Source organism: Pseudomonas sp. 2,4-D, from assembly GCF_030418155.1.
GTDB lineage: Bacteria > Pseudomonadota > Gammaproteobacteria > Pseudomonadales > Pseudomonadaceae > Aquipseudomonas > Aquipseudomonas alloputida.
Genome location: NZ_JAUHUI010000010.1, coordinates 135,921 through 154,065, shown reverse-complemented (window position 1 = coordinate 154,065; position 18,145 = coordinate 135,921). Strand labels below are relative to the sequence as shown.

Here is an 18,145-nt window from a genome sequence, read left to right as displayed (position 1 = left end):
TGTGTAGGAGCGGGTTTACCCGCGTATACGGTAGCGGCGGCAACGGTGAACGGCGGGTGGAGATTGGCCAGCAGGGCCGGCCTCTTCGCGGGTAAACCCGCTCCTACAGTGGCCGCAGTTACTCGGGAGGCAGGGCCAGGCGTTGGCCAGCCATCAAAAGCGACAGCCGCGCCAGGCCAATCCACGGCGAACCTTCAGCCTGCCCTTTGATCTGCGCATCGATTCGCTGGGCATCCTGCAGCAGTTGCGCCCAGCGTTGCGCCGAGAGGCGCTGCAGGGCCTTGCTGACCAGCGGTCGGCGTTTGTCCCAGATGGGCGGGCGGGCCTGGCTGAACGCTTTGTCCAATGGCACGCCTTGGCTGAACTGCTGGGCTAGCCCCGCCAGTTGGCGCAGCTCACGGGCCAAGGCCCAGAGGATGACTGGCGGCTCCACACCTTCACCGCGCAAGCCTTCGAGCATGCGCAGGGCATGCGCAGCCTCGCCGTTGAGAATGGCATCGACCAGGCCGAAGACATCGAAGCGGGCACTGTCGGCGACGGCAGCCTGCACGGTTTCCACGGTGATCTGGCTGCCTTCGGCCAGCAGCTTGAGTTTTTCGATTTCCTGCGCGGCTGCCAGCAGGTTGCCTTCCACGCGCGCGGCAATCAGGTCGACGGCATCACGCTGGGCTGACAGGCCGGCCTGTTGCAGGCGCTGGTTGATCCACTGAGGGAGCTGGTGCACATCCACCGGCCAGATCTGGATGAACTGGCAATGGGTGCCTTCGATCAACGCCTTGCCCCACTTGGTCTTCTGCGCACTGCTGTCGAGCTTGGGCAGGCTGATCAGCAGCAGCGTGTCTTCGGCGGGGTTGGCGCAGTATTCCATCAGCGCAGCGGCACCCTTGTCACCGGGCTTGCCCGAGGGCAGGCGCAGTTCCAGCAGGCGGCGCTGGGCGAACAGTGACAGGCTTGCACCGGCCTGGAGCAGGGTGCCCCAGTCGAAGTTGGCGTCGGCACTGAACACCTGGCGTTCATCGAAACCTTGCTGACGCGCGGCATTGCGGATGGCGTCGGCAGCTTCCTGGCACAGCAGCGGGTCGTCGCCGCTGACCACATAGACCGGTGCCAGGGCGCCTTGCAGGTGCTTGTTGAGTTGGGCGGGGGCGAGTTTCATGGGGAGCAAGCGGGGCGCCCGAGGGCGCCCCTCACGGGCTTAGTTGCCCGGTACTTCCAGTGGCGATTGCTGAGGCGTCTCGGCTTGCTGGCGGCGGGCAGCCTCCAGCGCGGCAGCTTCGGCTTGGGCGCGCTCGTCGGCTTTACGCTGCAGCTCATCCAGTTGGGACGGGGACAGCATTTGCAAACGTACGACCATGGCGTTGACCAGGTCGCGGCGCATTTCTTCGCGGGCGCGTTTGGCTTCCTGCTCGGAGCCGGTGATGTTCGAGCCGTCACGCACGTAGACCTTGCGCACCTCCAGCTTGTCGCTCATCAGCTCCAGGTTGTTCAGGCCCAGAATGCTGTAGTCCAGCTTGGTGGTCAGCTCGTACTCGGCGGTACGGTTGCCGCTGTTGTAGGTCGCCGAGCGCTCGCGCTCCTGTTCGTTGGTCAGCACCAGGCGATACGGTGCGCCGGCGTGCACGTTGACGCCGCTACGTTCCAGTACTTCACGCAGCTGGACCACAGTCGGGCCATAGGCATTGCGCGCGCTGACGTCCATTTCCTTCACGCTCAGCTCGGTGGCGCCGGTGCCGCGCAGCTGGAAACCGCAGGCGCTGAGCATGACCGCCAGGCCGATTACCAGCAAATTGCGTTTGATCATGTTGTTGCTCCCTTTTGGGCCTGTTCCGCCCACCCGCAGCCAATGCGGGTGGGCGTTTTCATCAGTTGGCGACGATGTTGACCAGCTTGCCCGGTACCACGATGACCTTGCGGATGGTCAGGCCATCGATGAAGCGCAGGACATTCTCGTTGCTGCGGGCAGCGGCTTCGACTTCTTCGCGGCTGGCAGCGGCAGGCATCTCGACCTGGCCGCGCAGTTTACCGTTGACCTGAACCACCAAGGTAATGGAGTCCTGCACCAGCGCCTGTTCGTCGACGCTTGGCCAGGCGGCATCGATCACCGAGCCTGCGTGGCCCAGGTGCTGCCACAGCGCGTGAGAGATGTGCGGAGTGATCGGCGCCAGCAGCAGGGTGACGGCTTCCAGGCCTTCCTGCAGCAGGGCGCGGTCCTGTTCGGTGGCTTGCGGGGCCTTTTCCAGCACGTTCATCACGGTCATCACCTGGGCGATGGCGGTATTGAACTTGTGGAACTGGCCCACGTCGGTGCTGGCCTGCTTGATGGCCGCATGAATGGCGCGGCGGATGACCTTTTGCGCGTCGTCCAGGGCGGCAACATCCAGCTTGCCTGGCAGGCCCTGGCTGACGTGAGCCTGAGCCAAGCGCCAGACACGGCGCAGGAAGCGGCTGGCACCTTCGACGCCGGAGTCGGACCATTCCAGGCTCATGTCGGGCGGCGAGGCGAACATCATGAACAGGCGGCAGGTGTCGGCGCCGTAGGCTTCGATCATGGACTGCGGGTCGACGCCGTTGTTTTTCGACTTCGACATCTTCTCGGTGCCACCGATTTCCACCGGCAGGCCGTCGGTCTTCAGGCGGGCGCCAATGATCTTGGCTTTGGCATCACGCTCGATTTCGACATCGGCCGGATTGAACCAGTCTTTGCCGCCGTTGCTGGCAACGCGGTAGTAGGTTTCGGCGACCACCATGCCCTGAGTCAGCAGGTTCTTGAATGGCTCGTTCGAGGTGACCAGGCCTTCGTCGCGCATCAGCTTGTGGAAGAAGCGCGCGTACAGCAGGTGCAGGATCGCGTGTTCGATACCGCCGATGTACTGATCTACCGGCAGCCAGTGGTTGGCGGCTTTGGGGTCGACCAGGCCTTTGTCGTAGTTTGGCGAGGCGTAGCGGGCGAAGTACCAGGACGACTCGACGAAGGTGTCCATGGTGTCGGTTTCGCGCTTGGCCGCAGCACCGCATTTCGGGCAGCTGCATTCGTAGAATTCAGGCATGCGCGCCAGTGGCGAACCGGCGCCGTCCGGCACCACGTTCTCCGGCAGTGTGACCGGCAGCTGGTCTTCCGGCACCGGGACGTCGCCGCAGGACGGGCAGTGGATGATCGGGATCGGGCAGCCCCAGTAGCGCTGGCGGCTGATACCCCAGTCGCGCAGGCGGAACTGGGTACGCGATTTGCCCAGTTCCTTGCGGATCAGGGCCGCTTCGATGGCGTCGAAGGCGCCAGCAAAGTCCAGTCCGTCGAACTCAGCGGAGTTGATCAGCTGGCCGTGCTCGCCATAGGCGGCCTGCCACTCGCTGCCGACTTCATCGCCAGCGCTGGTACGCACCACGGCCTTGACCGGCAGGTTGTACTTGTGGGCGAACTCGAAGTCGCGCTCGTCGTGGGCCGGCACGGCCATTACCGCGCCATCGCCGTAGTGCATCAGCACGTAGTTGGCGACCCATACTGGCAGCTTCTCGCCAGTGAGCGGGTGCTCGACCAGCAGGGAAGTGGCCATGCCTTTCTTCTCCTGCGTGGCCATGTCGGCTTCGGCAACGCTGCCGCTCTTGCACTCATCGATGAACGCCTGCAGCGCCGGGTTGCCCTGCGCTGCCTGGGTGGCCAGCGGGTGCTCGGCGGCGACGGCGACGTAGGTGGCGCCCATCAGCGTGTCCGGACGGGTGGTGAAGACTTTGAGGCTGCCTTCGTGGCCGATGCTGGCCTTGTCGTACGGGAACTGGACTTCCATGCCGCGCGATTTGCCGATCCAGTTGCGCTGCATGGTCTTGACCTGCTCAGGCCAGCCCGGCAGCTCGTCGAGGCTCTCCAGCAGCTCGTCGGCGTAATCGGTGATGCGGAAGTAGTACATCGGGATTTCGCGCTTCTCGATCAGCGCGCCCGAACGCCAGCCACGGCCGTCGATGACTTGTTCGTTGGCCAGTACGGTCTGGTCCGCCGGGTCCCAGTTCACGGTACCGTTCTTGCGGTAGATGATGCCTTTTTCGAACAGGCGGGTGAACAGCCACTGCTCCCAACGGTAGTAGTCGGGTTTGCAGGTGGTGACTTCACGTGCCCAGTCGATGGCCAGGCCCAGGCTCTTGAGCTGGGTCTTCATGTAGTCGATGTTTTCGTACGTCCATTTGGCCGGGGCGACGTTGTTTTTCATCGCCGCGTTTTCCGCGGGCATGCCGAAAGCGTCCCAGCCCATCGGCTGCAGGACGTTCTTGCCCAGCATGCGCTGGTAGCGGGCAATCACGTCACCGATGGTGTAGTTGCGCACGTGGCCCATGTGTAGCTTGCCGCTCGGGTACGGGAACATCGATAGGCAATAGTAGGTGTCTTTGCCTGGCTGTTCGGTAACAGCGAACGATTGTTGCTCGTCCCAGAACTTCTGGGCGGCGGCTTCGATATCACGGGGCGTGTATTGTTCGTGCATGGCTACTTTTGGCTGAGAGAGAAGAGACCTTGTTCCAGGCAGCGGAACCTCGCTGCGTCCGGCACTCCGGTGTCGTTTAGAGTGAACGCCGTAGCATACAGCAGCGCCGCGCATCGTGGGAAACCTTCGTTGCGAATGCCCGCTGGTCGCGGCGCACGGCTGCTTTTTGCAACGACGCTAAGCTCAGGTGTGGGGGGAGATATTCTTACCTTCAATGAGGTGAACGGATGGGAGAGACGCAGCTACCCGCAATCAGACCGGAGCTTTACGAGCGCCTGATCGACCGGCTTGGCCTGGCACTGGAAACGGCCAGGACCTCGGTGCGATTGCGCGACGAGATGCCAGCTGAGCTTGAGTTGCGTGGCCTGAGCCACGCAGAGTTCGAAGTGATCAAGGCCTACCTGGAATCCCTTCCGGAGCGCCACAATGCCCCTGTCGGCAGTTACCCACAAGCGGAGCCGACATCGGCCAAGATCATCTGGCTCAAGGACAAGAAACGCCCCGCCAGTACGGCGAGATCCAGGACGCTGCCACATCGCTAGCCGTTCAGGACGCCAGGCGCAGGCTATCGCGCGCCGGTTCTTCACTATCACACAACTCAAGATCGACGCCGGTACGCACTTGTTGACCGGCGTCGATCCTTCTAGGCTGCACGCCTGCCAAGGAGGTGTGGCCGATGCCGATCCGATTCTTCATCAAACAATGGCTGATGCCGCCGGGCGTGCTGTTCTTGCTGCTGCTTGCGGCATGGTGGCTGCGTACGCGGCGGCCCCGGTTGGCGGCGCTTTGCTTTAGCGTAGGGCTGGGTGGCCTGTGGTTGATGAGCCTGCCGCTGGTGGTGCAGGAAACCGCCCGTGTGCTGGAAAGTGAGCCGCCGCTGGCCGTGAGCGACTGGGCCGGCCTGGCGAGCCGGGCGGATGCCATTGTGGTGCTGGGCGCCGGGCGCGAGCGCGGGGACCCGGCCTGGGGTGGCAGTGACCAGCCCACGGCCACGGCACTGGAACGTATACGCTTTGCCGCGCTGCTGGCCAAGGCTTCGGGCCTGCCAGTGTTGACCAGTGGTGGGTTGCATTACGGCACGCCGCCCAGCGAGGCGAGGCTGATGGCGGAACGCTTGCATGAAGATTTCGCGGTCGAGGTGAAATGGCGCGAAGAGGCCAGCCGCACGACCTGGGAAAATGCTCAGCTGACGGCCAAGGTGCTACAGCCTTTGGGATTTCGCCGGGTGGTGCTGGTGACCCAGGCCTGGCACATGCAGCGCTCACGCTGGAGTTTTGAAAAGGCGGGGTTCGAGGTGGTGCCGGCGCCGGTGGGGTTCCTTGGGCGCGATCATGCGCGGCCGTTTGGCGGTCTGCTGCCAGAGAGCCGGGCGATGTGGCAGAGCGGGCAGTTGTTCAATGAAGTGGTGGGGTTGGTGGGGTATCGGGTGTTCTACTGATTTACCGGCTTACATAACCCTCTGTAGGAGCGGGCTTGCCCGCGAAAGGGCCTGCCCTGCTGGCCAATCTCCACCCGCCGTTCACCGTTGCCGCGACTACCGTATTCGCGGGTAAACCCGCTCCTACAGTGGCCGCGTATCGCCAGTCAGACGGTTTTTGCAATACGCCCTGCCAGCAACGCCCAGCCCAGCAGCAATGCACAGACAATCGCCAGCGGCCATGAGCGCCATTGCAAGTAAGGCGTCAGCTGCTGCATTGGCACCACCTCGCCATACAGCACGGCCTGCTGGAACTGCGGAATTTGCGTGGTAATGCGGCCAAACGGGTCGATCAGCGCGGTCACGCCGTTGTTGGTGGCGCGGATCATCCAGCGGCCGGCTTCAAGCGCGCGCATCTGCGCCATCTGCAGGTGCTGCAAGGGGCCGATCGATTTGCCGAACCAGGTGTCGTTGCTGATGGTCAGCAGCAGGTCGCTACGCGCAGCCAGGCCAGCGGCGAACTCGGGGTAGACCACCTCGTAGCAGATGTAAGGGGCAATCTGGTAGCCCTTGGCCTGCAGCAGCGGCTGGTCTTCCGGGCCGCGGGCGAAGTCGGACATGGGCAGGTTGAAGAACTCGATGGCCCCACGCAGCACGTCTTGCAGCGGCACATACTCGCCAAATGGCACCAGCTTCTGCTTGAGGTAGGTGCCATCGCCTTCACCAGTGACGGTGATGCCGTTGTAGTAGCGGCGCTGGTGGTGCACTTCTTCACGCACCGGCACGCCCGTGATCAGCGCCGAGTGGCGCTCGGCGGCGAAGCGGCCCATCACGTCGATGTAGCCCTGGGCCTGGTCCTTGAGCACCGGAACGGCGGTTTCCGGCCACACCAGCAGGTCCACCGGCCTGGAGCTGAAGCTCAGGTCGCGGTATAGCGCCAGTTGCGCGTCGATGTGCGCGGGGTCCCATTTCAGGTCCTGCTCGACGTTGCCCTGGATCGCCGCCACTTTCAGCGGCTCGCCTGCCGGAATGGTCCAGGCATGGCCCTTGAGCGCCAGGCTCAGCCCCCAGGGAGCAAGCAACAGCACACTGGCCACGGCCAGGAACGAGGGGCGGGTGCGCAGGCGGTGCAGGTTGCACAGCAGGGCGGCGGTGAGGGCGAGGGTGAAGGAAATCAGCCATACCCCGCCCAGCGGCGCAAGGCCGGCCAACGGGCCGTCCAGTTGGCTATAGCCGGCGTAGAGCCAGGGGAAACCGGTCAGGAACCAGCCGCGGAAGGCCTCTTGCAGGAGCCAGAGGGCGGCGAAGCACAGGGCGTCGGCCAGTGGTGCTTCGTTGCGGCGTAGCCAGCGCGCCCACAGCCAGGTGGGCAGGGCGAAGAACCAGGCCAGTGCGGCGAAGAACGCCAGCAACAACACGATTGCCAGCAGCGGCGAAGCGCCGCCGTAGGTGTTCATGCTGACGTAGATCCACCAGGTGCCGGCGCCATACAGGCCAAACCCAAACCACCAGCCACGCCACATGGCCTGGCGCGGGCTGAGCTCGCGCAGGCCAAGGTAGAGCACCGCGATGGACAGCACCGCCAACGGCCAGATGTCGAACGGCGCCAGGGCCAGGAGGGTGGAAGCACCGGCCGCCAGGGCCAGCAGATTACCGGGCCAGCCGGGGCGGGTGATCCAACGCATGTTTGTCCTTAACGGGTGATCGGGGTCAGGCGCAGCAAGTGTATCCGCCGGCTGTCGGCGTTGAGAATACGGAACTTGTAAGACCCGATCTCAGTGGTTTCGTTGCGCTTGGGCAGGTGGCCAAAGGCGCTCATCACCAAGCCGCCGACCGTGTCGAACTCGTCATCGGAGAACTCGCTGTCGAAGAACTCGTTGAAGTTCTCGATCGGGGTAAGCGCTTTGACCAAAAAATCACCGCTGGGCAGCGGTTTGATGTAGCTGTCTTCCTCGACGTCGTGCTCGTCTTCGATATCGCCGACGATCTGCTCCAGCACGTCCTCGATGGTGACCAGGCCCGCCACGCCGCCATATTCGTCGATGACGATGGCCATGTGGTTGTGGTTGGCGCGGAATTCACGCAGCAGCACGTTCAGGCGCTTGGACTCGGGTACGAAGGTGGCCGGGCGCAGCAGGTCCTTGATGTTGAAGCTGTCGCCGTTCTCCTTGAGGATCAACGGCAGCAAGTCTTTGGCGAGCAGGATCCCGAGCACATCGTCATGGCTTTCGCCGATTACCGGGTAGCGCGAGTGCGCGGCGTCGATCACTGCCGGCAGGAACTCGCGAGGCGACTGGCCGGCTTTGATGCTGTTCATCTGCGAGCGCGGCACCATGATGTCGCGAACTTGCAGGTCGGCGACCTGAATGGCGCCTTCGACGATGGTCAGCGCTTCGCTGTCCAGCAATTTGTTCTGATGGGCTTCGCGCAGCAGCTCAAGCAGCTCCTGGCGGTTTTTCGGCTCATGGGCAAAAGCCTGGGTCAGTTTACCCAGCCAGGACTTCTGCCCGTTGCTCGATCGATCTTCGCTCATGGCGGTTCTCGTGATCCTTCGTGTATCAGTGTGTGATTGAGTCGGTTTCATCATCGGCATACGGGTCGGGGTGACCCAGTTCTGCCAGCAATTCCCGTTCCAGGCTTTCCATTTCCTCGGCCTCCTCATCCTCGATGTGGTCATAGCCGAGCAAGTGCAGACAACCGTGGATGACCAGGTGCGCCCAGTGCGCTTCCAGCGATTTGCCTTGTTCGGCCGCTTCGCGCTCGACCACCGCTACACAGATGACCAGGTCGCCCAGCAGCGGGATATCGAGCAGCTCATCGGGCACATCGGCCGGGAACGACAACACATTGGTCGCGTAGTCCTTGTGCCGGTAGGTGTGGTTCAGCTCGCGGCCTTCGGCTTCGTCGACCAGGCGAATGGTCATTTCCGAGTCGGCGCTGCGCTGGCGCAACGCCAATTCGCACCAGCGGCGCAAGGCGGCGTCTTCTGGAGTGGCAGCATCCGTGGCCCGTTGGATATCAAGTTCAAGCATCTTTGCCGGGCGCCTCGGGCTTGGGCTGGCGGGCTTCGAAGCGGTCATAGGCTTCGACGATACGCTGAACCAGTGGGTGACGAACCACATCCTTGGGTTGGAAATGGGTAAAGCTGATCCCCGGAACGTCCTTCAGCACCTCGATGACGTGCGCCAGGCCCGACTTGGTGCCACGGGGCAGGTCGACCTGGGTGATGTCACCGGTGATCACCGCAGTTGATCCGAAACCGATGCGGGTAAGGAACATCTTCATCTGCTCGAGCGTGGTGTTCTGGCTTTCGTCGAGGATGATGAAGCTGTTGTTCAGGGTGCGGCCACGCATGTAGGCCAGAGGGGCGATTTCGATCACCTGGCGTTCGATCAGCTTGGCCACGTGTTCGAAGCCAAGCATTTCGTACAGGGCGTCGTACAGCGGGCGCAGGTACGGGTCGATTTTCTGTGCCAGGTCGCCAGGCAGGAAACCGAGCTTTTCACCCGCCTCGACCGCCGGGCGCACCAGCAGGATGCGGCGCACCTGTTCGCGTTCCAGCGCGTCCACGGCGCAGGCTACGGCCAGGTAGGTCTTGCCGGTACCGGCCGGGCCGATGCCGAAATTGATGTCGTTGGCCAGGATTTCCTTGACGTAGCGCTGCTGGTTGAGCCCGCGCGGGCGGATGTTGCCCTTGCGCGTGCGCAGCGACACGCTGACCTCGTTGACGGCCGGGTTGTCGATGTTTTCGACAGCCGACTCCTGCAGGTACAGGTGCACGGTTTCCGGTGACAGGTCGGTGGCCTTGGTCTCGCGATAGAGACGGCGCAGCAGCTGTTCGGCAGCGGAGGTGGTCCTGGGTTCGCCGATCAGTTCGAACTGATTGCCGCGGTTGCGGATCTCGATGGCCAGGCGCTGTTCGATCAGGCGCAGGTGCTCGTCGAACTGGCCGCACAAGTTGGCGAAACGGTGGGCCTCGAAGGGTTCGAGGATGAAACGATGGGGTTCTATGGGTGCGTTCAAGGTCGTTTTTAGCCGCTCGACGGCGATGGAGTTGAACTCAAGAATAACCCTTGAATGGCAGTGGCGAAAGCACTGAAACGTTCAACGGTATGTACGGGCTGTTCTGGCCTCCCCGCGGGTCAACCCGCTCCTGCAAGGCCGGTGGGGATCCTGTGGGCGCGGGTCCACCCGTGAACAGGCCAGAACAGGTATCATGCCCACCTTTTCTTACGCATGTGTTATCTGGCCGAACATGAGCAAACGCGAACCCGCCATCTATAAAGTGATCTTCCTGAACCAGGGTCAGGTCTTCGAGATGTACGCCAAGCAGATCTACCAGAGTGACCTGTGGGGTTTTCTGGAAATCGAGGAGTTCGTGTTCGGAGAGCGCTCGCAACTGGTCGTGGACCCGAGTGAGGAGAAGCTCAAGAGCCAGTTCGACGGAGTGGTCCGCAGTTTCGTGCCGATGCACTCGATTGTGCGCATCGATGAGGTGGAGCGCCTGGGCACGGCGAAGATCAGCGAGGCCAAGGGCGGCGGCAATGTGATGCCGTTCCCGATGCCAATGCCGGAAAAGTGACCTTCAGGGAAGCGGCGAGAACGGCGTGCGCCCTTCGGCGTTCTGCAGTTCGAGCAGGTACTTGCGGAAAATCTGGCCGAGCACCTGGGTGGCATGCTCCAGTTCGTCGCGGGGCATTTGCTCGGTCACTTCGTCGGCCATGTCCAGCGCATCTTCGGCGCCATTGACCGCAGCCATTTTCAGCAGGATGTAGGCCTGCACGTTGTTGGCCTTGACCCCTTCGCCATGGAAGAACATGGCACCCAGACGGTATTGGGCGTCGGCTTGGCCTTGCAGCGATGCCTTCTGGAACCAGTCCAGGGCTTTGCCTAGGTTTTTTGGCGTTTGCGTGTAGTAATACTCGCCCAGTTCGAATTGCGCCTGGGCATCCCCCGCAGTCGCCGTCTGCTCGCAGGCCTTGAGGGCGTTTGCCAGGTCTTCAGGCTGAACGTTCAAGGTGCAGCGGCCCGCCGCCGGAATCAGCAACGAGTTACCGCCCTCCGCCAGGGCCAGCAGGGGCTGAAGAAGCAACAGGCAGCCCAGGGTCAGGGCGCGGCCGGTGCGGTTCATGGGGATCGACTTACCTCTGCAAAGCTGCGGCCAATGTCTCTGGTGGCACATTATGGGATAAGCAGCGCCAACCTTACAAAGTTTTACTCGAATTTCTGCTTGGTTGGGGAAGTCAGCTGATTGTGTGTGCGTAATTATTGCCTGTGCCGGCCTCTTCGCGGGTGAACCCGCTCCTACAAGGGGGTGCCGCTTTCATGAGTGTAGGAGTGGGTTTGCTCACGAAGAGGCCGGTACAGGCTGGCCATCACTTCAGGGCAGCAAAGGCTTTCTCAGCCGCATCCAAGGTGATCTGCAGCTCCTTGTCGCCATGGGCGATGGAGGTGAAGCCCGCTTCGAATGCGCTCGGTGCCAGGTACACGCCACCGTCGAGCATCAGGTGGAAGAAGCGCTTGAAGCGCTCGGCATCGCTGGCCATCACGTCTTCGAAGGTGACGATATCGTCGGCGCCGCTGAAGTACAGGCCGAACATGGCACCGGCCTGGGTGGTGACGAATGGCACACCAGCGGCGTCGGCGCGTTGCTGCAGGCCGTCAAGCATGCGGCTGGTGTAGTCGGTCAGCTCGGCGTGGAAGCCTGGGCGGCTGATCAGCTTGAGGGTGGTCAGGCCAGCGGCCATGGCCAGCGGATTGCCCGACAGGGTGCCGGCCTGGTAGACCGGGCCGAGCGGGGCGATGCAGCCCATGATTTCACGCTTGCCGCCGAAACAGCCGACCGGCATGCCGCCACCGACGATCTTGCCGAAGGTCGACAGGTCCGGCTTGATGCCGTAATGGCCCTGGGCGCCGCCGAGCGAGACGCGGAAACCGGTCATCACTTCGTCGAAGATCAGCACCACGCCATGCTTGTCGCATTGCTCGCGCAGGCCCTCGAGGAAGCCCGGTGCCGGTGGTACGCAGTTCATGTTGCCGGCCACCGGCTCCACGATGATGCAGGCCACGGTCTGGCCAACTTCAGCCAGGGTCTTCTCGACGGCGGCGATGTCGTTGAACGGCAGGGTCAGGGTGTGCTTGGCGAAGTCCGCTGGCACGCCTGCCGAGCTTGGCACGCCTTGGGTCAGCAAGCCGGAGCCGGCTTTTACCAGCAGGCTGTCGGAGTGGCCGTGGTAGCAGCCTTCGAACTTGATGATGGCGTCACGGCCAGTGTAGCCACGGGCCAGGCGGATGGCGCTCATGGTGGCTTCAGTGCCCGAGCTGACCATGCGCACCATTTCCATCGACGGTACGATCGAGCAGACCAGGTCGGCCATCTCGGTTTCCATGGCGGTGGGCGCGCCGTAGGACAGGCCGTGCTCCAGCTGCTTGCGTACCGAGTCCAGCACGTCCGGGTGGCCGTGGCCGAGGATCATCGGGCCCCAGGAGCCGACGTAGTCGACGTAGCGTTTGTCGTCCTCGTCAACGACATAGGCGCCTTCGGCATGCTTGAAGAACAGCGGCGTGCCGCCAACGCTCTTGAAAGCGCGGACCGGCGAGTTGACGCCGCCAGGGATGTGCTTCTGGGCTTGGGCGAACAGGGCTTCGGAACGGGACATGGAAGTATCTCTCGAATCAGGATGCGAACAAGGCGTTGAAGGCGCGGGCGCGGCGGGTGACTTCCTGCGCGCTGTCGGCACCGAACAAGCCGTGGATCACCGCCAGCAGGTCGGCGCCGTGGGCGACCAACGGGGCGGCGTTGTCGAGGGTGATGCCGCCGATCACGGCGATCGGCAGTTTCACCTGGGCGCGGGCCTGCTCGAGCAGGCCGACGTTGGCAGCGGGCGCGCCCGGCTTGGTGACAGAATTGAAGAAGCGGCCAAAGGCCACGTAGCTGGCGCCTTCGCTGGCAGCCTGGGTGGCCAGTTCGAGGCTGGCGTGGCAGGTGGAACCGATGATTGCCTGACGGCCGAGCAATGCGCGGGCCGGGGTCAGCGGGCCGTCGGTCTGGCCCAGGTGCACGCCGACACCCAGGCGGGCGGCCAGTTCGGCGTCGTCGTTGATCAGCAACTGGGTGCCGTAACGCTCGCAGAGCTTCATCAGCCCTTCGGCTTCACGCAGGCGGCGCGCTGCATCGTCGCTCTTGTCGCGGTACTGCAGCAGACAAACGCCGCCTTCCAGGGCCGCCTCGACATGGGACAGGAAACGGCCGGCGAGCAGCTGGCTGTCGGTGATGGCGTACAGACCGCGTAGCTTCATTGAAAGCCTCGTATCAGGAGCAGAAGTCCAGGGGCAGGCGGCGCGGCACGTATTGGCCCTTGCCCAGTTGCTCGGCGTCACGCAGGGTGCGCCAGGTGTAGTCCAGGGCGGTGCGCACGGCGCTTTCCAGCTGCTCGCCGAGCGCCAGGCGGCCGGCCAGGGCGCTGGCCAGGGTGCAGCCCGAGCCATGGTAGCTGCCCGGCAGGCGCTGGCAAGTCCAGGTGAAGTGCTGGCCTTCCTGGGTGTACAGGCGGTTGTGGATTTCGTCTTCGTCGCCGTGACCGCCGGTAATCAGCAGGTGTCTACAGAACGGCAACAGTTTCTCGGCACATTCGTCAGCGGTGCCCTCGGGCAGTTCGGCGAGGATGCGTGCTTCGGGCAGGTTCGGTGTGGCGATGGTCGCCAGCGGTAGCAACCGTTCACGCAGGGCGTAGCCCACTTCGTCCTTGCCCAGGCGGCCACCGCCACCAGCACGCAGCACCGGGTCGCAGACCAGCGGCAGGTGAGGGTGGGCGGCCAGCAGTTCGGCGACGGTGTCGACCATCTCGATGGAGCCGAGCATGCCCAACTTGACGGCGGCCACCGTGGAGTCGGCCAGCACGGCGTTGGCCTGGGCCAGCACCCACTCGCGGTCGAGCACGCGGAAGTCGGAAACGTTGACGGTATCCTGCACGGTCAGGGCGGTCACTGCAGGTGCAGCGTGGCAGCCTTGGGCGATCAGGGCTTCGATATCTGCCTGCAAGCCGGCGCCGCCACTGGGGTCGTGGCCGGAGAGACAGAGGACAACGGGGCGGGAGCTGTAGATATTCATGGTCGGCGAGCTTACCACCAAACCTGTTTGGGCGGATCGTCCGACAAACGAGTTTTACTGATCGATCGGTCAAGTTGTCGATTGATTTTCTATTGAAAGCATTGATTTAGAGCCTTTTCTTTGTGTTTTTATGTGGCCGATTGCCAGGTTGTGAGGCTATGCTAGAGTGCTCGGATAACTCGATAAACGGGTTCTGCAGGATCACGTCGTCTCAAACGGATGGGAGGCTACCGCGACGCGACCGGACAGGCCATGCTGGGGCTGTATGCGCTATTTGCTGATTGTGCTTCTGGGTTTGCTGCCCGTGCTGGCCGGAGCGGTCGATTTCGACGACGCTACCCGGCACCTTCCACTGGGCAAGGCCATGCAGGTTTATGAAGACCCCGATGGCAATGCCAGCATTGCTCAGGTCAGTGCCCCCGGTTTCGCCAAACACTTTCAGCCCCACCATGAGGATGTGCTGAACGCCGGTTACTCCACCTCGGTGTTCTGGCTCAAGCTCGAACTGCGCCCCACTGCCGCGCCCAACGCTGCCCCGAGGTCATGGCTGCTGGAGTTGGCCTACCCGCCGCTGGATCACCTCGAACTGTATCTGCCTGACAGCAGCGGCTTGTACCGCCTGGCGCAGCGCACCGGCGATGCCTTGCCTTACGACAGCCGGCAGATCCGGCAGAACAACTACTTGTTCGAACTGCAATTGCCGCCTGGCAAGGTGACCACTGCGTACCTGCGGCTGCACAGCCAGGGTTCGGTGCAAGTGCCGCTGGCGCTATGGTCCCCTGAAGCCTACCTGGAAGAGCAGCCCACGCGCTTGTATGTGCTGGGGATTATCTACGGCGTGTTGCTGGTGATGCTGGTGTACAACCTGTTCATCTACCTCAGCGTGCGTGACGTCAGCTACCTCTATTACATCCTTTACATCGCGTCGTTCGGCCTTTACCAGGTCTCGGTGAACGGCGCCGGTGTAGCCTATTTCTGGCCAGACAGCCCTTGGTGGGCGAATGCCTCCACGCCTTTGTTCATTGGTGCAGCCGGGCTGTTCGGTTGCCAGTTCGCCCGGCACTTCCTGCAATTGGGCAGCATCAACCGTGGCTTTGATCGCCTGTTGCAACTGCTGATGCTGGGGGGGGCGCTGGTCATGGTACTGGCGGTGAGCATGCCCTACGGCATTGCGCTGCGCATGGCCACGCTGCTGGCGCTGCTGTTCACCATAAGCGTCTTCAGCGCCGGCCTGTATGCCTGGTGGCGCGGCTTGCGAGTGGCGCGCTGGTTCATCATCGCCTGGACGGCGTTCCTGCTTGGCGGGCTGGTCAACACCTTGATGGTGCTGGGCTACCTGCCGAACGTGTTCATCACCATGTATGCCAGCCAGCTGGGTTCGGCCTTGGAAGTGGCCTTGCTGTCGCTGGCGCTGGCCGACCGCATCAACAGCCTGCGCGAGCAGCAGGCGCAGACCTTGCGTGATACAGGGCGTACGCTGGAGCAACTGAACCTGCAACTGGCCAGGAGCAATCGCCTGAAGGACGAGTTCCTGGCCAGCGTGACTCATGAACTGCGCACCCCGATGAATGGTGTGATTGGCTCGCTCGAGCTGATGCACACCCTGCCGATGGGGGCTGAAATGGCTCAGTACCATCACACGGCAGTGGGGTCTGCCCAAGGCATGATGGATATGGTCGATGCCATTCTTACCCTGTCCGAATTGCAGGCCGGCCGCCTGCGGGCGCAGCCGGCACCGTTCAGCCTGCGCGCCCTGTTGCAGGGCTTGCGCGCCGGTTATGCCGGGCAGGCGCTGGGCAAAGGCCTGTACCTGAGCCTGGACATTCCGGCCGACCTGCCGGACGGGTTGCTCGGTGACGGGCAGAAGCTGGCGCACTGCCTGGGTTGCCTGGTGGACAACGGTTTGAAGTTCACCCATCAGGGCGGTGTGATGATCCAGGTGCGCGGCCGCCGGGTGGGGCCGAATGATCTGGCGTTGACCTTTACCGTCAGCGACAGCGGTATCGGTTTCGATGATCTGGAGCAGTCGATCCTGTACCAGCGGTTCTTCCAGGTCGATGGTTCGATGACCCGGCGGTATGGCGGTTTGGGGATTGGGTTGTCGATTTGCCGGCAGATGGGGGAGTTGCTGGGGGCCAGATTGGCACATGAATCGACGCGCGGGTTGGGTAGCCGCTTCGAGTTGAGTTTGAACATGGCGATTTCGCAGGCGCAGAGCCCGCACATGTTGCAGGCGCGGCGCTCGCTGTAGGAGCGGGTTCACCCGCGAAAGGGCCGGCCCTGCTGGCCAATTTCCAGCCGCCGTTCACCGCTGCCACCACCACCGTATTCGCGGGTAAACCCGCTCCTACGCGCGCGCACACGCCAGCAACCACACGTTTAGTCATTAATACCCCTTTGACTACCCCGCAAGCAGTGCTTCACTGGGTCTCTCAAGCCTACCCGGATTCAGGAGCCCCCCGATGAGCCTGCACCAGTACGCTGAAACCCACGAAGTCACCAACCAGCCACCGCCGCTCGACGGCGCCAACCTGTACCGCCTCGACCTGCCATTGCAAGAATGGTCAAGGCGTTTTGGCGCGGGCTGGGCCGAGTCGCGGATCGACGCCTATGGTGCCCTGGCCGGCGGCCCGCTGATGCAGGCAGGCTTCCTGGCCAACGCGCACAAACCCGAGTTCAGCAGCCACGACCGCTATGGCCATCGCATCGACCTGGTGGAGTTCCACCCGGCCTACCATGAGCTGATGCGTACCGCCGTCGAACATGGCCTGCCTTCTTTACCATGGGCCGAACCCCGTGCTGGTGCCCATGTTGCACGGGCTGCGATGACCTACCTGCACAGCCAGGCCGAGGCCGGCACCGGCTGCCCGCTGACCATGACGTTTGCCGCCGTGCCGGCATTGCGCCTGCAGCCTGAGCTGGCGGAATACTGGCTGCCGAAAATCCTTGCCTGCGAATACGACCCGCGCAACGTTGGCGACCGGCACAAGGCCGGGGTCACCCTGGGCATGGCCATGACCGAAAAGCAGGGCGGCACCGATGTACGCGCCAACACCACCCGGGCCTATCCGGTCGGTGCGCCGGGCCCGGGTCAGGCTTATGAGCTGGTTGGTCACAAGTGGTTCTGCTCGGCGCCGATGTGCGACGCTTTCCTGACCTTGGCGCAAACCGAAAAAGGCCTGAGCTGCTTCCTGCTGCCGAGCCACCGCCCCGATGACAACCGCAACCAGTTCTATATCCAGCGCCTGAAAAACAAGCTGGGCAACAGCTCCAACGCCTCCAGCGAGGTGGAGTTCCGCGGTGCGCTGGCGTGGATGATTGGCGAAGAGGGGCGCGGCGTGCCGACCATCATCGAGATGGTCGCCATGACCCGATTTGACTGCATGGTCGGCTCCAGCGCGCTGATGCGCCAGGCGTTGACGCAGGCGGCCCACCATTGCGCGCATCGCAAGGTCGGCGGGCGGGTGCTGAACGAGCAGCCATTGATGCAGAACGTGCTGGCCGACCTGGCCCTGGAAAGCGAGGCTGCGCTCGCCCTGAGCTTGCGCATGGGCCAGGCGCTGGAGCAACTGGACGACCCGCAACAGGCGCATTTCGCCCGACTGGTCACGGCGGTGGGCAAGTACTGGATCTGCAAACGTGCGCCGGCCATGATCAACGAAGCCGCCGAATGCCTGGGTGGCGCGGGTTATGTGGAAGACAGCATTCTGCCACGGCTGTACCGCGAGGCACCGGTCAACTCGACCTGGGAGGGCTCGGGCAACGTGCAGTGCCTGGATGTGCTGCGGGCCTTGTCCAAGGAGCCGGGCGTACTCGATGCACTGTTTGTCGAGCTGGGTGACGGGTATGGTGACCCGCGCCTGGCGGCGCATATCGGCAACCTCAAGGGGGCGTTTGCCGACACCGGCGACATGCAGTACCGCGCGCGGCAACTGACCGAGGATATTGCCCTGGCGTTGCAGGCCAAGCTGCTGCTGGAGGCCGGGAATGCAGACGTCAGTGATGCGTTTATCGGCAGCCGCTTGGCCGGTGGTGGCCGGGTGTACGGGGCGCTGCCGCGAGGTGTGGATGTGATGGCATTGGTAACAAGGGCTACGCCTGCCTGGCCGCTGTAGCAGCGGGCTTGCCCGCGAATGAACCCAACACCGA

At 63.3% G+C, this 18,145-nt stretch carries 16 protein-coding genes; 5 read left to right on the top strand and 11 right to left on the bottom strand.

All coding sequences use genetic code 11. From position 1 onward, the window contains the following. Window positions 1–118: 118 nt before the first annotated feature. From holA to leuS, 3 genes are all read right to left on the bottom strand, one after another. Window positions 119–1,156: a DNA polymerase III subunit delta gene (holA, locus tag QYE47_RS10475; RefSeq protein WP_014592530.1), complete on the bottom strand. Its 1,038-nt coding sequence runs from the start codon at window positions 1,154–1,156 to the stop codon at window positions 119–121. A 39-nt stretch (window positions 1,157–1,195) separates the two neighbouring features. Next, window positions 1,196–1,801 carry an LPS assembly lipoprotein LptE gene (gene lptE / locus QYE47_RS10470; protein ID WP_014592529.1) on the bottom strand — a complete coding sequence of 202 codons (606 nt, stop codon included), beginning with the start codon at window positions 1,799–1,801 and terminating at the stop codon, window positions 1,196–1,198. Between the two features lie 61 nt (window positions 1,802–1,862). Beyond that, a complete protein-coding gene (gene leuS / locus QYE47_RS10465; RefSeq protein WP_070384389.1) occupies window positions 1,863–4,469 on the bottom strand; it encodes a leucine--tRNA ligase in 2,607 nt (868 codons plus the stop codon). A 227-nt stretch (window positions 4,470–4,696) separates the two neighbouring features. Here leuS and QYE47_RS10460 point away from each other — a divergent pair, with 227 nt between their 5' ends. Together QYE47_RS10460 and QYE47_RS10455 are read left to right on the top strand one after the other, a co-directional pair. Further along, on the top strand, window positions 4,697–5,011 hold the full coding sequence (locus QYE47_RS10460) for a hypothetical protein (protein ID WP_010955411.1): 315 nt from the start codon (window positions 4,697–4,699) through the stop codon (window positions 5,009–5,011). 134 nt (window positions 5,012–5,145) lie between these two features. Then, window positions 5,146–5,907: a YdcF family protein gene (locus QYE47_RS10455; protein WP_070384388.1), complete on the top strand. Its 762-nt coding sequence runs from the start codon at window positions 5,146–5,148 to the stop codon at window positions 5,905–5,907. 146 nt (window positions 5,908–6,053) lie between these two features. Here QYE47_RS10455 and lnt read toward each other — a convergent pair whose 3' ends face one another. From lnt to QYE47_RS10435, 4 genes are read right to left on the bottom strand one after another with little or no spacing between them, the layout of a single operon-like run. Beyond that, complete coding sequence (gene lnt, locus QYE47_RS10450; protein WP_070384387.1) at window positions 6,054–7,571, bottom strand: apolipoprotein N-acyltransferase; 1,518 nt, start codon at window positions 7,569–7,571, stop codon at window positions 6,054–6,056. A gap of 8 nt (window positions 7,572–7,579) precedes the next feature. Then, window positions 7,580–8,419, bottom strand: coding sequence for an HlyC/CorC family transporter (locus QYE47_RS10445; protein ID WP_003249762.1), 840 nt, complete (start codon window positions 8,417–8,419; stop codon window positions 7,580–7,582). Between the two features lie 25 nt (window positions 8,420–8,444). Continuing rightward, window positions 8,445–8,918, bottom strand: coding sequence for an rRNA maturation RNase YbeY (gene ybeY, locus QYE47_RS10440; protein WP_003249763.1), 474 nt, complete (start codon window positions 8,916–8,918; stop codon window positions 8,445–8,447). Continuing rightward, complete coding sequence (locus QYE47_RS10435) at window positions 8,911–9,909, bottom strand: PhoH family protein (RefSeq protein WP_014592526.1); 999 nt, start codon at window positions 9,907–9,909, stop codon at window positions 8,911–8,913. Before QYE47_RS10435 ends, ybeY begins: the two co-directional genes overlap by 8 nt. Before the next feature lie 232 nt (window positions 9,910–10,141). Here QYE47_RS10435 and QYE47_RS10430 point away from each other — a divergent pair, with 232 nt between their 5' ends. Continuing rightward, a complete protein-coding gene (locus tag QYE47_RS10430) occupies window positions 10,142–10,468 on the top strand; it encodes a DUF1820 family protein (protein ID WP_003249769.1) in 327 nt (108 codons plus the stop codon). Window positions 10,469–10,471: 3 nt separating this feature from the next. On the opposite strand, the gene QYE47_RS10425 is transcribed toward QYE47_RS10430, so the two are convergent. The 4 genes from QYE47_RS10425 to QYE47_RS10410 form a co-directional block, all read right to left on the bottom strand. After that, complete coding sequence (locus QYE47_RS10425; protein WP_014592525.1) at window positions 10,472–11,017, bottom strand: tetratricopeptide repeat protein; 546 nt, start codon at window positions 11,015–11,017, stop codon at window positions 10,472–10,474. 244 nt (window positions 11,018–11,261) lie between these two features. Further along, window positions 11,262–12,545 carry a glutamate-1-semialdehyde 2,1-aminomutase gene (gene hemL, locus QYE47_RS10420; protein WP_003249773.1) on the bottom strand — a complete coding sequence of 428 codons (1,284 nt, stop codon included), beginning with the start codon at window positions 12,543–12,545 and terminating at the stop codon, window positions 11,262–11,264. A 16-nt stretch (window positions 12,546–12,561) separates the two neighbouring features. Continuing rightward, complete coding sequence (gene thiE / locus QYE47_RS10415) at window positions 12,562–13,185, bottom strand: thiamine phosphate synthase (protein ID WP_014592524.1); 624 nt, start codon at window positions 13,183–13,185, stop codon at window positions 12,562–12,564. 13 nt (window positions 13,186–13,198) lie between these two features. Next, the gene (locus tag QYE47_RS10410) at window positions 13,199–13,996 is read right to left on the bottom strand and encodes a hydroxymethylpyrimidine/phosphomethylpyrimidine kinase (protein WP_019437044.1); all 798 of its coding nucleotides are present in this window, start codon (window positions 13,994–13,996) and stop codon (window positions 13,199–13,201) included. A 265-nt stretch (window positions 13,997–14,261) separates the two neighbouring features. On the opposite strand from QYE47_RS10410, the gene QYE47_RS10405 reads away from it, so the two are divergent. After that, a complete protein-coding gene (locus QYE47_RS10405; protein ID WP_070384386.1) occupies window positions 14,262–16,247 on the top strand; it encodes a hybrid sensor histidine kinase/response regulator in 1,986 nt (661 codons plus the stop codon). 211 nt (window positions 16,248–16,458) lie between these two features. Then, a complete protein-coding gene (locus tag QYE47_RS10400) occupies window positions 16,459–18,111 on the top strand; it encodes an acyl-CoA dehydrogenase family protein (protein ID WP_301158953.1) in 1,653 nt (550 codons plus the stop codon). Window positions 18,112–18,145: the final 34 nt, after the last annotated feature.

What these genes read in the sequence shown, in the direction of transcription:
- holA (WP_014592530.1), bottom strand. Translation starts at nt 1,156, where the DNA reads ATGAAACTCGCCCCCGCCCAACTCAACAAGCACCTGCAAGGCGCCCTG.
- lptE (WP_014592529.1), bottom strand. Translation starts at nt 1,801, where the DNA reads ATGATCAAACGCAATTTGCTGGTAATCGGCCTGGCGGTCATGCTCAGC.
- leuS (WP_070384389.1), bottom strand. Translation starts at nt 4,469, where the DNA reads ATGCACGAACAATACACGCCCCGTGATATCGAAGCCGCCGCCCAGAAG.
- QYE47_RS10460 (WP_010955411.1), top strand. Translation starts at nt 4,697, where the DNA reads ATGGGAGAGACGCAGCTACCCGCAATCAGACCGGAGCTTTACGAGCGC.
- QYE47_RS10455 (WP_070384388.1), top strand. Translation starts at nt 5,146, where the DNA reads ATGCCGATCCGATTCTTCATCAAACAATGGCTGATGCCGCCGGGCGTG.
- lnt (WP_070384387.1), bottom strand. Translation starts at nt 7,571, where the DNA reads ATGCGTTGGATCACCCGCCCCGGCTGGCCCGGTAATCTGCTGGCCCTG.
- QYE47_RS10445 (WP_003249762.1), bottom strand. Translation starts at nt 8,419, where the DNA reads ATGAGCGAAGATCGATCGAGCAACGGGCAGAAGTCCTGGCTGGGTAAA.
- ybeY (WP_003249763.1), bottom strand. Translation starts at nt 8,918, where the DNA reads ATGCTTGAACTTGATATCCAACGGGCCACGGATGCTGCCACTCCAGAA.
- QYE47_RS10430 (WP_003249769.1), top strand. Translation starts at nt 10,142, where the DNA reads ATGAGCAAACGCGAACCCGCCATCTATAAAGTGATCTTCCTGAACCAG.
- QYE47_RS10425 (WP_014592525.1), bottom strand. Translation starts at nt 11,017, where the DNA reads ATGAACCGCACCGGCCGCGCCCTGACCCTGGGCTGCCTGTTGCTTCTT.
- hemL (WP_003249773.1), bottom strand. Translation starts at nt 12,545, where the DNA reads ATGTCCCGTTCCGAAGCCCTGTTCGCCCAAGCCCAGAAGCACATCCCT.
- thiE (WP_014592524.1), bottom strand. Translation starts at nt 13,185, where the DNA reads ATGAAGCTACGCGGTCTGTACGCCATCACCGACAGCCAGCTGCTCGCC.
- QYE47_RS10410 (WP_019437044.1), bottom strand. Translation starts at nt 13,996, where the DNA reads ATGAATATCTACAGCTCCCGCCCCGTTGTCCTCTGTCTCTCCGGCCAC.
- QYE47_RS10405 (WP_070384386.1), top strand. Translation starts at nt 14,262, where the DNA reads ATGCGCTATTTGCTGATTGTGCTTCTGGGTTTGCTGCCCGTGCTGGCC.
- QYE47_RS10400 (WP_301158953.1), top strand. Translation starts at nt 16,459, where the DNA reads ATGAGCCTGCACCAGTACGCTGAAACCCACGAAGTCACCAACCAGCCA.